The sequence below is a fragment of the Streptomyces sp. NPDC051684 genome, from assembly GCF_044453445.1.
Taxonomy (GTDB): Bacteria; Actinomycetota; Actinomycetes; order Streptomycetales; family Streptomycetaceae; genus Streptomyces.
The window spans coordinates 75,771-89,193 of the sequence record NZ_JBITCS010000006.1 but is presented as its reverse complement, the minus strand read 5'-3'; the positions used below and the strand labels follow the sequence as shown (position 1 = coordinate 89,193).

Here is a 13,423-nt window from a genome sequence, read left to right as displayed (position 1 = left end):
GTGAGGGCTCCGTACGGGGTGTTCGCGAGGCGGTTCAGTACGCGGCGGGCAGCGTGCGCGGGCCCAGGTCGTCGCGGGCGGGCGGCGGTGCGAGCCGGACGGAGGCGCCGAGGACGGTCAGTCCGCGCTCCGCCACGACGACGGGTTCGAGGGCGACGCCGACGACCTCGGGGTGGTCGTCGACCAGGCACGACACCCGCTGCAACAGCTCTTCGAGCGCGGGGGTGTCCACGGGGGCCGCGCCCCGCCAGCCGAACAGGATCGGGGACGTCTTGATGGACCGCACGATCGCCTGCGCGTCCTTGTCGGTCGCGGGGATCAGCCGGTGCGCGGTGTCGCCGAGCAGCTCGGAGGCAGCTCCGGCGAGCCCGAAGGAGAGCACGGCGCCGGCGGCCGGGTCTATGACGGCGCGTACGACCGTGTCGACTCCGCGCGGCGCCATCGACTGCACGACCGGGCGCAGTTCGGCGGGCTTGCCGAGACGGCGGGTCAAGTCTGCGTAGGCGCGCCGCAGCTCGCCCTCGCTGGACAGGTCCAGGCGTACGCCGCCGAGGTCGGGGCGGTGCCGCAGATGTGGGGCCGTCGTCTTCAGTGCCACCGGGTAGCCGAGCTCCTGCGCCGCCTGCGCGGCCTCGTCCGGTCCCGGCGCGGGCAGCGTGCTGCGCACGTCGATGCCGTAGCGGGACAGCAGCGCGCGGGCGTCCTCCGGCGCGAGGTCGGCGCCTCGCGGGTCTCCCTCCTCGGCGAGCAGTTCCGTGATCAGCTCGGCGGCCCCCTGCTCGTCGACGTGGTCGTACTCGGGCACCTTGCCGGGCGCGGCGGCGTCGCGTCGCCACTGGGCGTACTTGGCCACCTGAGAGAGCGCGCGGACGGCGCGCTCGGCGGCGGGGTAGGCGGGGATGAGGCGCGGGGCGAGCTCCGCCTCGGCGGGCGGCTGCGTGTCCTCGGAGGCCGTCTCGGGGGTGGTGCGCTGCGGTGGCGTGTCGGGCGCGTTCGGTCCCGTGCTCGCCGCTGCGGAGAGTGCTTCGGCGAGGCCGCCGAGCTCGACGTGGACGACGAGTACCGGCTTCGTGGGCCCTGTGGCGGCCGCCGCGCTCAGGGCGGCGGCGAGTTCCGCGTCCTCGGAGGGGCCCTCCCCCACGGCGGGGATGGCGGTGACCACGACGGCGTCGGTCTTCTCGTCGGCCAGCGCCTGCTCGAGCGCCGCCCGGAAGTCGGCGGCGGACGCGGCCGTCGTCAGGTCCAGCGGCGGCTTGGGGCGCAGCCCTTCGGAGAGGCACACGTCGTACGTGAGGAGACCGAGCGACTCGGAGTTGCCGAGGATGGCGACGCGCGGTCCCTCGGGCAGCGGCTGGCGGGCCAACAGGAGGCCGGTGTCCACCAGTTCGGTGATCGTGTCGACCCGGATGACTCCGGCCTGGCGCAGCAGCGCCGAGACGGTGGCGTACGGGAGGCGGGTGGCGCGCACCGCGTGGCCCGTGGGCGCGATGCCGCTGTGCCGGGCGCCCTGCACGACCACCAGGGGCTTGGCGGCGGCGGTGCGGCGGGCGAGGCGGGTGAACTTGCGGGGGTTGCCAATCGATTCGAGGTACATGAGGGCGACGTCGGTGTCCGCGTCGTCGTACCAGTACTGAAGGACGTCGTTCCCGGAGACGTCCGCGCGGTTGCCCGCGGAGACGAATGTGGAGACCCCGCTGGCGCCGGTGACGCCGCCGCCCCTGCGGTGCAGGCGGGACAGGAGGGCGATGCCGATGGCGCCGGACTGGGCGAACAGGCCGATGCGCCCGGGGCGCGGCATCTCGGGGGCGAGCGAGGCGTTGAGCCGTACCTCCGGTGACGTGTTGACGACCCCGAAGGCGTTCGGCCCGACGATGCGCATCCCGTAGCTGCGGGCCTGGCGGACCAGGGCGCGCTGGCGCTCGCGGCCCTCGTCGCCGCTCTCGGCGTAGCCGGCGGAGACCACGACGAGGCCCTGTACGCCGCGCTCGCCGCACTCGGCGACCACCTCGGGGACGTCCGGCGCGGGCACGGCGACGACCGCCAGGTCGACGGTTTCGGCCGGATCGATGTCGTGTACGGAGCGGTGGGCGGGCACGCCGTCGATCTCGGTGACGTCGTCCCCGAAGGCCTGGTTCACCGCGTACAGGCGGCCGGTGAATCCGGCGTCCTTCAGGTTGTCGAGAACGCTGCGGCCCACTCCTCCGGCCGCACGCCCCACGCCGATCACGGCGACGGAGCCGGGTGCGAGCAGGCGCTGCACCGAGCGGGCCTCGGCGCGCTGCTCGCGCGCGTGCTGCACCGCGAGCGAGGCCTCCGTGGGCTCGATGTCGAACTCCAGGCGGACGACGCCGTCCTCGAAGCTGCGCTTCTGCGTGTATCCGGCGTCCCGGAAGACCTTGATCATCTTGCTGTTGGCGGGCAGCACCTCGGCGGCGAACCGGCGGATGCCGCGCTCCCGGGCGACGGCCGCGATGTGCTCCAGGAGCGCGGAGGCGACGCCGCGGCCCTGGTGGGCGTCCTGCACGAGGAAGGCGACCTCCGCCTCGTCGGCGGGCGCTGTCGCCGGCATGCCCTGCGCGTTGATCCGGTCGTAGCGCACCGTGGCGATGAACTCGCCGCCCACGGTCACCGCGAGGCCGACCCGGTCCACGTAGTCGTGATGGGTGAAGCGGTGCACGTCCTTGGCGGACAGGCGGGGGTAGGGCGCGAAGAAGCGGTAGTACTTCGACTCGTCCGAGACCTGCTCGTAGAAGCTGGTCAGGTGCTCGGCGTCCGCGGTCGTGATGGGCCTGATCCGCGCGGTGCCGCCGTCGCGCAGCACCACGTCGGCCTCCCAGTGGGCGGGGTACACATGCCGGTCCGACGGGGTCTCCATGCCGCAAGAGTAGGGCCGGGCACCGACGGACGGCGGTCGGTCGTACGGGTCGCGGCCCGTGCGTACGGAAGGCACCCTATGGAGGACCGAAGGGCCGTGCCGGCGAGGACCTGGGTCCGCGTCACGCACGCCTCCCGGTATGGAACACTGGTCTAGACAACCGTGAGACACCTGAAGGGCAGCATCACATGGCTGAGCGCCGCGTCAACGTCGGCTGGGCCGAGGGCCTCCACGCCCGCCCCGCTTCCATCTTCGTCCGCGCTGCCACGGCGGCCGGCGTTCCCGTGACGATCGCCAAGGCCGACGGCAACCCCGTCAACGCCGCCTCCATGCTGGCCGTGCTCGGCCTGGGCGCGCAGGGCGGCGAGGAGATCGTGCTGGCCTCCGACGCCGAGGGCGCGGACGCCGCGCTCGACCGTCTGGCGAAGCTGGTCGCCGAGGGGCTCGAGGAGCTTCCCGAGACCGTCTGACGTAAAAGACAAAAGCTGTACGACTGAGCCGCGCGCCCCTTTCGGGGGTGCGCGGCTTTTTCGTTCACTGCCGCGCCGAGAATTGGGCGACGGAAAGCAGGCGGAAATAGGCAGCGGAAATACCCCCGCACCTCGTCCGACCCATTCACCGAATAGCGCACTTATTTGTATACGGCGCCGTTGTTAAATCTGGCGGCCCACCGTGTTGACTGCATGTTGCGAAGTCCTCACACGCTCGCCCGCGCGGGGGGCGCGCAACTTGTGGGCGGCCGTCGCGCGCTCGGTGTGCAGGGCGGCCAGGGCGCGCGCACGCTCCGCGTCGCCCCGCGCCACGGCGTCGACGATGGCGCCGTGCTCGGCCCAGGACTCGACCGGTCGGGCCGGACTCTCCACGGCGTACATCCAGGCGATCTTGTGCCGGAGCTGGGTGAGCAGGGTGATCAGGCCGGGGCTGCCGGAGGCCTGGACGAGCGTCTCGTGGAACCAGCTTCCGAGGGAGCGCAGATCCTCGCTCTGACCCCGCCTGGCGCGCTCCTGCCCCAGCCTGACCAGGCCGCGCAGGACCTTGAGGTGGGCCTCGGTGCGGCGCTGCGCGGCGCGGGCGGCACCCATGGGTTCGAGCAGCATGCGGATCTCCAGGAGGTCGGCCGCCTCCCGCTCGGTGGGTTCGGCCACGCACGCGCCCGCGTGCCTGCGCGTGACGACGAACCCCTCCGCCTCCAGGGTGCGCAGCGCCTCCCTTACGGGCACGCGCGAGACCCCGTAGCGGCGCGCGAGCAGTTCCTCGGTGAGTCTGCCGCCGCGCTCGTAGACGCCGGCGACGATGTCGTCGCGGATCGCTGTGCATACCGACTGCGCGGGAATGCGCATGACTCGACCTCCGCCTCAATGCCCGCGATACGCGGTCGATTGACGCCCGGTCAAACACGCGTGACGCGCGGCCGGAACGTTTACCGGGAGACTCTATTCCACCGGACTTGAATTTCCGACGAGGGAACTGAATCCGGGGATATTTTTTGGACAGTGCGGACCCGAGCACGCGAAAGCCCCGGCTCGGTGAGCCGGGGCTTTCGTGGAGTGTGCTGTCGGGTCAGACGTTCACACCGTGCTGGCGCAGGTACGCGACGGGGTCGATGTCCGAGCCGTAGTCGGGGCCGGTGCGGGCCTCGAAGTGGAGGTGCGGGCCCGTGACGTTGCCGGTCGCCCCGGAGAGGCCTATCTGCTGGCCGGGGGTGACGTCCTGGCCGACGGAGACGCCGATCGAGGACATGTGACCGTACTGGGTGTACGTACCGTCGTTCATCTTGATCACGACGTTGTTGCCGTACGCGCCGCCCCAGCCGGCCTCGACGACGGTGCCGCGGCCGACCGCGTGCACCGAGGTGCCGCTGGAGGCGTGGAAGTCGATGCCGGTGTGGCTGCCGGAGGACCACAGGCCGCTGCCGGCCTGGTAGGAGGTGGAGACGTACGAGCCGGAGATCGGCGCCACGAAGCTGTTCAGGCGCTTGCGCTCGGCCTCACGGGCGGCGCGCTCCTTGGCCTCGCGCTCCTTCTTGGCCTTCTCCGCGGCCCGCTTCTTGGCCTCGGCCTCGGCCTTGCGCTTGGCCTCCTCGGCCTTCTTCTTCGCCTCGGCCTCGGCCTTCGCCTTGGCGGCGGCCTTCTGCTGCGCGGAGGCCTGCGCGTCGATCTGGTCGGCGAGGGAGTCGCCGATGGCGACGGCCTGCGTGAGGCCGTCGTGCGGCACTGCCGCGGTGTCGGCGGCGAGGGCGGGGGCGGCGAGACCGCCCACCACGCCCGTCGTGGTGATCGCGGCGACGCCCGCGACCTGAGCGGTGGTACGCGTCAGGCGGCTGGGACGGCGGTGCTTCCCGGTGGCACGGGTGAACCCCATGAAGTGGCTGGTCCTTTCCTTCCTTCTCGCCTACCGGGTTAGCTGACGGGTTCGGAGCAGGAAGGTCTCCTACAGGCCCCCTCCCCTGACGGGAAGAGCGCCCGATTCACCCCAGGGACTTCGGTGGGTCCCCGGCTCCCCTGGCTCGCACCACGGGGACTCGGCGATGACTGTCCGGTGTCGCGGGCGCGACGTACGTCTGGCGGACAGCCGGAGGGAACGCTAAGCGGGGCGTCTTTGGATCGACAAACAGAACCCGGCTTTTGTAGTGCACGCCACAGACCAGAGAGGCAACCTCTACACCAATTCGGACATTTGTGATCGTGTAGTGATTGAAGAAGATCGTGACGGACACCACGAAGCCCCGGCGGCCGAGGACGGCGCCGGGGCTTCGTGAGCTGCCTCGGGAAACGCGGTCAGCCCGCGACCACCGTGACCTCGCCGATGCCGAGCGCCTTGACCGGCTCCTCGATCTGCGCGGCGTCGCCCACGAGGATCGTCACCAGACGATCCGCGGGGAACGCGCTCACGACGGCCGCCGTGGCCTCCACGGTGCCCGTGGCGGCCAGCTGCCGGTAGACCTGCGCCTGGAAGTCGTCCGGCAGGTGCTGCTCGACCTGGTCGGCGAGGGTGCTCGCGACGGCCGCGGCGGTCTCGAACTTCAGCGGGGCCACGCCCACCAAGTTCTGCACGGCGGTGTCCCGTTCGGCATCCGTGAGCCCCTCGGCCGCCAGCGTGCGCAGCACCTTCCAGAGGTCGTCGAGCGCGGGCCCGGTGTTCGGCGTGTCCACCGAGCCGCTGATGGCGAGCATCGCCGCACCGCTGCCGTCGGGCGCGGAACGCAGCACCTGGGCGAAGGAGCGCACACCGTAGGTGTAGCCCTTCTCCTCGCGCAGCACGCGGTCCAGACGCGACGTCAGGGTGCCGCCCAGGCAGTACGTGCCGAGGACCTGAGCGGGCCACACACGGTCGTGCTTGTCCGGTCCGACCCGGCCGATGAGCAACTGGGTCTGCACGGCGCCCGGGCGGTCCACAATGATCACGCGGCCGGTGTCGTCGGCGACGACCGGGGGCACCGGGCGCGGCTCGGCGGTGTCGCCCGTCCAGGCGCCGAGCGTGTCGGCGAGGAGGGCGTCCAGGTCGATGCCCGTCAGGTCACCGACGACGACGGCCGTGGCGGTGGCGGGGCGTACGTGGCGGTCGTAGAAGGCGCGCACGGCCGCCGCGTCGATGGCCGAGACGGTCTCCTCGGTGCCCTGGCGCGGGCGCGACACGCGCGTGTCGGCCGGGAAGAGCTGCTTGGAGAGCTCCTTGGCGGCGCGCCGGGCCGGGTTGGCGCTCTCGTGCGGGATCTCGTCCAAGCGGTTGCGGACGAGGCGCTCGATCTCGCTGTCGTCGAAGGCGGGGGCGCGCAGGGCGTCGGCCAGGAGGGCGAGGCCCTTGGAGAGGCGCGAGGCCGGCACTTCGAGGGAAGCGCGGACACCGGGGTGGTCGGCGTGCGCGTCCATCGTGGCGCCGCAGCGCTCCAGCTCGGCAGCGAACTCCTCGGCGGAGTGCTTGTCGGTGCCCTCGTTGAGGGCCCGCGCCATGATGGTCGAGACGCCGTCCAGACCCTTCGGTTCGGCGTCCAACGGCGCGTCCAGGTGCACCTCCACGGCGACGACCTGCTGGCCGGGCCGGTGGCAGCGCAGCACCGTCAGGCCGTTGGGCAGCGCGCCGCGCTCCGGGGCCGGGAACGCCCACGGCTTGGGCTCGCCCGCCTGCGGCCGGGGGTGGAAGTCCATGTTCGCGAGCTGCTCCGTCACTGGCCCGCCTCCTCGGTGATCTCGGCGGTCTCGGTGTCGGCGGGTGCGGTCGGCTCGTACACGAGGGACGCGCGGTTGTCGGGACGCAGGCGCGCCTTGGCGATCTCCTGGACGTCCTCGGCGGTCACCTCCAGGACGCGCCCCACGGCGGTCAGGGCGAGCTGCGGGTCGCCGAACAGGACGGCGTAGCGGCACAGCTCGTCGGCGCGCCCCGCGACCGTCCCCAGGCGGTCCAGCCACTCGCGCTCCAACTGGGCCTGGGCGCGCTCCATTTCCTCCGGGCTCGGGCCCTCCTCGGCGAACCGGGCGAGCTCCTCGTCGACGGCGGCCTCGATGACCGGCACCTCGACGTCCCCGGAGGTCTTCACGTCCAGCCAGCCCAGGGAGGGCGCTCCGGCGAGGCGCAGCAGCCCGAAGCCGGCCGCCACGGCGGTGCGGTCACGGCGTACGAGGCGGTTGTAGAGCCGGGACGACTCGCCGCCGCCCAGGACGGTCAGGGCGAGATCGGCGGCGTCGCACGCGCGCGTACCGTCCTGCGGAAGCCGGTACGCCGACATGAGGGCGCGCGCCGGGACCTCCTCCTCGACGACCTCGCGCTGCTGCTCACCGATGACCTCCGGGAGCGCGCCGTCGCGCGGGGCGGGCTTGCCGTCGTGGCCGGGGATGGAGCCGAAGTACCGCTCGACCCAGGCCAGCGTCTGCTCGGGGTCGATGTCGCCGACGATCGACAGCACCGCGTTGTTGGGCGCGTAGTAGGTGCGGAAGAAGTTCCGCGCGTCTTCGAGGGTCGCCGCGTCCAGGTCGGCCATGGAGCCGATGGGCGTGTGGTGGTACGGGTGCCCCTCGGGGTACATGAGGGCGGTCAGCTTCTCGAACGCCGTGCCGTAGGGCACATTGTCGTAGCGCTGGCGACGCTCGTTCTTCACGACGTCCCGCTGGTTCTCCATCGACTCGTCGTCGAGAGCCGTGAGCAGCGAGCCCATGCGGTCGGCCTCCAGCCACAGCGCGAGCTCCAGCTGGTGGGCGGGCATGGTCTCGAAGTAGTTGGTGCGCTCGAAGCTCGTCGTGCCGTTGAGCGAGCCGCCCGCGCCCTGGACGAACTCGAAGTGCCCGTTGCCGTGCACCTGCTTCGAGCCCTGGAACATCAGGTGCTCGAAGAGGTGAGCCAGGCCCGTACGGCCCTTGACCTCGTGGCGCGAGCCGACGTCGTACCAGAGGCAGACCGCCGCGACCGGGGTCAGGTGATCCTCGGAGAGCACCACGCGCAGGCCGTTGGCCAGCCGGTGCTCGGTCGCTGTCAGGCCGCCGGAGCCGGCCTCGGCGGTGGCCGTGTGACCCATGGGCATGTACGTCCCTTCGATCGCGGTGCAACGCGAATACGCGGTGAGCTCTGGACTGCGGCAGGTCCTGTAACACTGAACTGCTGCGAGTGCTGCCACTGTATGCAAGCGTGCTGGCACCTGGCGAAGTTCCCGCCGGGGCTACGCCGTGAGCGAGCAGCGGCCTCTCGGGGCCGCGCGACACCCGGTACTGAAGGGGCGCGAGCGGCGTTGTCAGTGCGGCGGTCCACAATGGTCCGCGACAGTTCCCGTTCATGTAACCGTTCTTGTAGGTGAAGGAGCCGCAGCCGCGATGGCCCGCCGCAGCACGAAGACCCCGCCGCCCGACGACTTCGAGGAGAAGATCCTCGACGTCGACGTGGTCGACGAAATGCAGGGCTCCTACCTGGAGTACGCGTACTCGGTCATCTACTCACGCGCCCTGCCCGACGCCCGCGACGGGATGAAGCCCGTCCACCGTCGGATCGTCTACCAGATGAACGAGATGGGCCTGCGACCCGAGCGCGGCTACGTGAAGTGCGCCCGCGTCGTCGGCGAGGTCATGGGTAAGTTGCACCCCCATGGCGACTCGTCGATCTACGACGCACTGGTGCGCCTCGCCCAGCCGTTCTCCATGCGCGTCCCCCTGGTGGACGGGCACGGGAACTTCGGCTCCCTGGGCAATGACGACCGCCCGGCCGCCATGAGGTACACGGAGTGTCGCCCGGACGCCGCGGCGTCCCTCATGACGGAGTCGATCGACGAGAACACCGTCGACTTCGTCGCGAACTACGACGGCCAGGAGCAGGAGCCGCTCGTCCTCCCGGCGGCGTACCCGAACCTGCTGGTGAACGGTGCGTCGGGCATCGCGGTCGGCATGGCGACGAACATGGCGCCGCACAACCTGGGTGAAGTGATCGCCGCCGCGCGGCACTTGATCAAGCACCCGGGCGCCGACCTCGACACCCTCATGAAGTACGTGCCCGGTCCCGATCTGCCCACCGGTGGCAAGATCGTCGGCCTGTCCGGCATCAGGGACGCGTACGAGACCGGCCGCGGCACGTTCAAGATCCGCTCGACGGTCTCCGTGGAGAACGTGACGGCGCGTCGCAAGGGCCTCGTCGTCACCGAGCTGCCCTTCGCGGTCGGCCCCGAGAAGGTCATCTCGAAGATCAAGGAACTGGTCGGTTCCAAGAAGCTCCAGGGCATCGCCGACGTCAAGGACCTCACGGACCGCGAGCACGGCCTGCGCCTGGTCATCGAGATCAAGAACGGCTTCGTACCGGAGGCCGTCCTGGAGCAGCTCTACAAGCTGACGGCCATGGAGGAGTCCTTCGGCATCAACAACGTGGCGCTGGTGGACGGTCAGCCGCTCACCCTCGGCCTCAAGGAACTCCTCGAGGTCTACCTGGACCACCGCTTCGACGTGGTGCGTCGCCGCAGCGAGTTCCGCCGCAGCAAGAAGCGGGACCGGCTCCACTTGGTGGAGGGCCTCCTCGTCGCCCTGGTGGACATCGACGAGGTCATCCGCATCATCCGCGACAGCGACAACAGCGCGCAGGCCAAGGAGCGCCTGATCGAGCGCTTCTCGCTGAGCGAGATCCAGACGCAATACATCCTGGACACGCCGCTGCGCCGCCTCACCAAGTTCGACCGCATCGAGCTGGACGCGGAGCGCGACAAGCTGAACGGCGAGATCGACGAGCTGACCGGCATCCTGGAGTCCGACTCCGAGCTGCGCAAGCTGGTCTCCTCCGAACTGGCCGCCGTGGCGAAGAAGTTCGGCGACGACCGGCGCACGGTGCTCCTGGAGTCGGCAGGGTCCCCGGTGTCCGCGGTGCCGCTCCAAGTCGCCGACGACCCGTGCCGCGTACTGCTCTCCTCGACCGGGCTGCTTGCCCGCACGGCGAACGGCGATCCCTTCACCGAAGGTGAAGGAACCAGACGCACGAAGCACGACGTGATCGTCTCCTCGGTCCCGGCGACGGCGCGCGGCGAGATCGGCGCCGTCACCTCCGAAGGACGCCTACTGCGCCTGAACGTGGTCGACCTGCCGCAGCTCCCGGACTCGGCCTCCGCGCCGAACCTCTCCGGAGGCGCCCCGGTCGCCGAGTTCCTGTCCTCCCTGGAGGCGGACGAGACGGTCGTGTGCCTCATGACCCTGGACGAGTCCTCGCCCGGTCTGGCGATCGGCACCGAACAGGGCATCGTGAAGCGCGTGGTGCCGGACTATCCGTCCCACAAGGAGGAGCTGGAGGTCATCGCACTCAAGGACGGTGACCGCATCGTCGGCGCCGCGGAACTGCGCACCGGCGAGGAGGACCTGGTCTTCATCACGGACGACGCGCAACTGCTGCGCTTCCAGGCCTCCATCGTGCGCCCGCAGGGCCGCGCGGCGGGCGGCATGTCCGGCGTGAAACTCGCGACGGGCGCGAAGGTCATCTCGTTCACCGCGGTCGACCCGGCGGTCGACGCGGTGGTGTTCACCGTGGCCGGCTCGCGCGGCACGCTGGACGACTCGGTGCAGACGACGGCCAAGCTCACGCCGTTCGACCAGTACCCGAGGAAGGGGCGTGCCACGGGCGGCGTCCGCTGCCAGCGCTTCCTGAAGGGCGAGGACTGCCTGAGCCTGGCCTGGGCGGGACCGGCGCCCGCGCGTGCGGCGCAGAAGAACGGCACACCGGCCGAGCTGCCCGAGATGGACCCGCGCCGCGACGGTTCGGGCGTGTCGCTGCCGAAGACGGTGGCGTCGACGGCGGGACCGGTCTAGAGCACGTAGTCCGCGACCTCCTCCGCTTCGCCCTTGTCCTGCACGTAGCGGAGGACGCCCCACATGCCCTGCTCGTCGGCGGCGTGTGGGGCGTCGCTCGTTGCGTCACCCTGTGCGTCGCTCGCTGCGACACCCTCTGCGTCGCTCGCTGCGACACCCTTTGCGTCGCTCTTGGCGGCGGCGAGGTGCTTGCCGAGGGCGGTCGTGTCGATGCCGGACCCGATCAGGACGAGCTGGGTGAGCCGCTCCTCGCCGCTCGGCCACGGCTCCGGGTAGAACCTCAGAAAGCGCCCCACGGCGTGCACGGCGTACCGGTTGCCCGGGTCGCCCGCGCCGAAGTCGACATATCCCTTGATGCGGTAGAGCCCCTCGGGCCTGCTGTCGAGGAACGCGATCAGCCGACGCGGATCCATGGGCACGTCGGAGGTGAACGCGACGCTGTCGTAGGCGGCGTGCAGATGCCCGTCGTGCGCCGCGTGGTCGTCCTCGCCGTCTTGGTCGGCGTGCTGCTCGTCCTGCCGGTGCAGATCGTCGAAGGACAGCTGCCCGATCCGCTCCTCGGTGGGCCGGCAGTCGAAGAGCAGCGCCGGGTCGATGCGCCCGTACGACGCGGACACGACGGCGACCCGGCCGGCCGCGGCCCGCACGGCGCCCAGGACCCGCGCACGTTCGTCCGGACCCACCCGATCGCCCTTGTTCACCACGACGAGGTCCGCGATCCCCAGGTGCCGGTCCACCTCGGGATGCTTCTCGCGGGTGGCATCGAACTCGGCGGTGTCGACGACCTCGATCAACCCTCCGTACACGATGCGCGGGTTGTCACTGGCCAGCACCATGCGCACGAGTTCTTGAGGCTCAGCGATGCCGCTCGCCTCGATCACGATGACGTCAATGGCATGCACGTCATTGACGGGCCGGGTCAACTTGTCCAGATACACATCAAGTTCACTGGCGTCGACGGCGCAGCACAGACACCCATTGCCGAGCGAGACGGTCGAGTCGCCCAGTTGTCCGGCGACCGCCATGGCGTCGATCTCGATCGACCCGAAGTCGTTGACGATCGCCCCGATCCGGGTACCTCCGCTGCGGTGCAACAGATGATTGAGCAAGGTGGTCTTCCCCGACCCCAGGAAGCCGGCGAGGACGACGACGGGGATCTGCTGCGGGCTGGCCTTGCTCAACGCGACCTCTCTCACACCGAACCGCACGCCGCGGCGTGCGCGGCGGCGCACGCCGGTTCAGGGTCCGGCTCTCCTACGAAGAATGAATGCCGCCCCAGGATACGAGCGGGTGGAATGGCTGCGAAGTGAACGATTGCTAACGCCGCCCACTGGGCACAGGTTGGACATGGCGCCGGTTTTCGCGAACTGATCATGCACCCGTGCGCCTCCTCTCCGCCTCCCGCCGATCAGAGCCGCTCGGCATCCTGGGAGTCGGCAAGCGCGCCGCCCACCGCCGCCGGTTTCCGTCTCCGTCGCCCCGCATCCGACGACCGGCGCACGGTCGCCTGAATCGGGGGTTGACATGGCCACACAGAGTCAAGGGATATGCCGGACGGTAGTCGCCGCTGCCGTGGGCGGACTCGCGGGTGGCACCGCGACACACCTATGGCATCGCTTCGGCCCTGAGACGAAACGGGCCGCGAAGGAGCGCCACCGCCTGGCTCGCGCGCATCAGCAGCGCATGCACTGGGAGTTGCTGAGCAAGGCGATCGACGATCCGGACCTCGCAGTCGTGATCGACACCTACGACGCGGACGTCTCCCCGGAGAAGCGGCGTCAACTCCTGTATGCCAACCTCTGGTACATCAACGCCTTCCATCTCTACGAAGCCGGGTTGCTCAATCCGCGCGAGCTCTTCGGCCATCTCCGCGACCTCTTCCAGAGCGCGTACATCCGGGAGTACTGGGAAAGCACCCGTCACCACCGTGCCGCACTTGAGCCGTCGTCCGCAGAAGCAGAGATGGGCCGAATCGCCGAGGCGCTCTATCAGGAGCTGGAGGATGCGGACACGGACCAGTGGTGGGTCGTGGGCGAACCCCCCGAGGACTGACGCCGACACGCATCCGAAGGCAACCGCGACCTGCGCAGATGTCGCTCTTTGCGGTGAAGTTGACGAATGAGCCCTACGAAACCATGGGCCCGCCGGTATGTTGGACCTGATATGAGACGTGTGTTGCTGCTGAGACCTCTGTGAGGTCTCAGCAGCAACACAACGGCGCTGGGGGGCCCCCCAAAAGATCACGGGTCCCAGTAGTTAAAAACCCCCCCCGGGGGTGCCCCCCCCGCCCCCG

General features: G+C 70.4%; 9 protein-coding genes and 1 riboswitch. Of the genes, 3 read left to right on the top strand and 6 right to left on the bottom strand.

The annotated features are described in order from the left end of the window. Nucleotides 1-34: 34 nt before the first annotated feature. Nucleotides 35-2,875, bottom strand: a complete 2,841-nt coding sequence (locus ACIA8D_RS09475) for a GNAT family N-acetyltransferase (protein ID WP_399230306.1) — start codon at nt 2,873-2,875, stop codon at nt 35-37. Nucleotides 2,876-3,063: 188 nt separating this feature from the next. Between ACIA8D_RS09475 and ACIA8D_RS09470 the strand changes: the two genes are divergently transcribed. After that, nucleotides 3,064-3,345, top strand: coding sequence for an HPr family phosphocarrier protein (locus ACIA8D_RS09470; RefSeq protein WP_030021209.1), 282 nt, complete (start codon nt 3,064-3,066; stop codon nt 3,343-3,345). Nucleotides 3,346-3,528: 183 nt separating this feature from the next. On the opposite strand, the gene ACIA8D_RS09465 is transcribed toward ACIA8D_RS09470, so the two are convergent. The 4 genes from ACIA8D_RS09465 to ACIA8D_RS09450 all read right to left on the bottom strand — a co-directional run bounded on the left by ACIA8D_RS09465 (nt 3,529) and on the right by ACIA8D_RS09450 (nt 8,381). Continuing rightward, complete coding sequence (locus ACIA8D_RS09465; RefSeq protein WP_399230304.1) at nt 3,529-4,215, bottom strand: GntR family transcriptional regulator; 687 nt, start codon at nt 4,213-4,215, stop codon at nt 3,529-3,531. Nucleotides 4,216-4,435: 220 nt separating this feature from the next. Then, complete coding sequence (locus tag ACIA8D_RS09460) at nt 4,436-5,236, bottom strand: M23 family metallopeptidase (RefSeq protein WP_399230303.1); 801 nt, start codon at nt 5,234-5,236, stop codon at nt 4,436-4,438. Between the two features lie 12 nt (nt 5,237-5,248). Continuing rightward, nucleotides 5,249-5,412: riboswitch (cyclic di-AMP (ydaO/yuaA leader) on the bottom strand. Nucleotides 5,413-5,652: 240 nt separating this feature from the next. Next, the gene (locus ACIA8D_RS09455; RefSeq protein WP_399230671.1) at nt 5,653-7,020 is read right to left on the bottom strand and encodes a M16 family metallopeptidase; all 1,368 of its coding nucleotides are present in this window, start codon (nt 7,018-7,020) and stop codon (nt 5,653-5,655) included. 17 nt (nt 7,021-7,037) lie between these two features. Continuing rightward, nucleotides 7,038-8,381: a M16 family metallopeptidase gene (locus ACIA8D_RS09450; protein WP_399230669.1), complete on the bottom strand. Its 1,344-nt coding sequence runs from the start codon at nt 8,379-8,381 to the stop codon at nt 7,038-7,040. A 292-nt stretch (nt 8,382-8,673) separates the two neighbouring features. Between ACIA8D_RS09450 and ACIA8D_RS09445 the strand changes: the two genes are divergently transcribed. Beyond that, a complete protein-coding gene (locus tag ACIA8D_RS09445) occupies nt 8,674-11,130 on the top strand; it encodes a DNA topoisomerase (ATP-hydrolyzing) subunit A (protein WP_399230301.1) in 2,457 nt (818 codons plus the stop codon). On the opposite strand, the gene ACIA8D_RS09440 is transcribed toward ACIA8D_RS09445, so the two are convergent. Further along, on the bottom strand, nt 11,127-12,311 hold the full coding sequence (locus ACIA8D_RS09440) for a CobW family GTP-binding protein (RefSeq protein WP_399230300.1): 1,185 nt from the start codon (nt 12,309-12,311) through the stop codon (nt 11,127-11,129). The two genes, ACIA8D_RS09445 and ACIA8D_RS09440, sit on opposite strands and share 4 nt — an antisense overlap. Before the next feature lie 343 nt (nt 12,312-12,654). On the opposite strand from ACIA8D_RS09440, the gene ACIA8D_RS09435 reads away from it, so the two are divergent. Beyond that, a complete protein-coding gene (locus tag ACIA8D_RS09435; RefSeq protein ID WP_399230298.1) occupies nt 12,655-13,182 on the top strand; it encodes a DUF6082 family protein in 528 nt (175 codons plus the stop codon). Nucleotides 13,183-13,423 lie beyond the last annotated feature (241 nt).

Bases quoted from the DNA above. Each gene is read 5' to 3' on its own strand.
- ACIA8D_RS09475 (WP_399230306.1), bottom strand. From the start codon at position 2,875: ATGGAGACCCCGTCGGACCGGCATGTGTACCCCGCCCACTGGGAGGCC.
- ACIA8D_RS09470 (WP_030021209.1), top strand. From the start codon at position 3,064: ATGGCTGAGCGCCGCGTCAACGTCGGCTGGGCCGAGGGCCTCCACGCC.
- ACIA8D_RS09465 (WP_399230304.1), bottom strand. From the start codon at position 4,215: ATGCGCATTCCCGCGCAGTCGGTATGCACAGCGATCCGCGACGACATC.
- ACIA8D_RS09460 (WP_399230303.1), bottom strand. From the start codon at position 5,236: ATGGGGTTCACCCGTGCCACCGGGAAGCACCGCCGTCCCAGCCGCCTG.
- ACIA8D_RS09455 (WP_399230671.1), bottom strand. From the start codon at position 7,020: ATGGACTTCCACCCCCGGCCGCAGGCGGGCGAGCCCAAGCCGTGGGCG.
- ACIA8D_RS09450 (WP_399230669.1), bottom strand. From the start codon at position 8,381: ATGGGTCACACGGCCACCGCCGAGGCCGGCTCCGGCGGCCTGACAGCG.
- ACIA8D_RS09445 (WP_399230301.1), top strand. From the start codon at position 8,674: ATGGCCCGCCGCAGCACGAAGACCCCGCCGCCCGACGACTTCGAGGAG.
- ACIA8D_RS09435 (WP_399230298.1), top strand. From the start codon at position 12,655: ATGGCCACACAGAGTCAAGGGATATGCCGGACGGTAGTCGCCGCTGCC.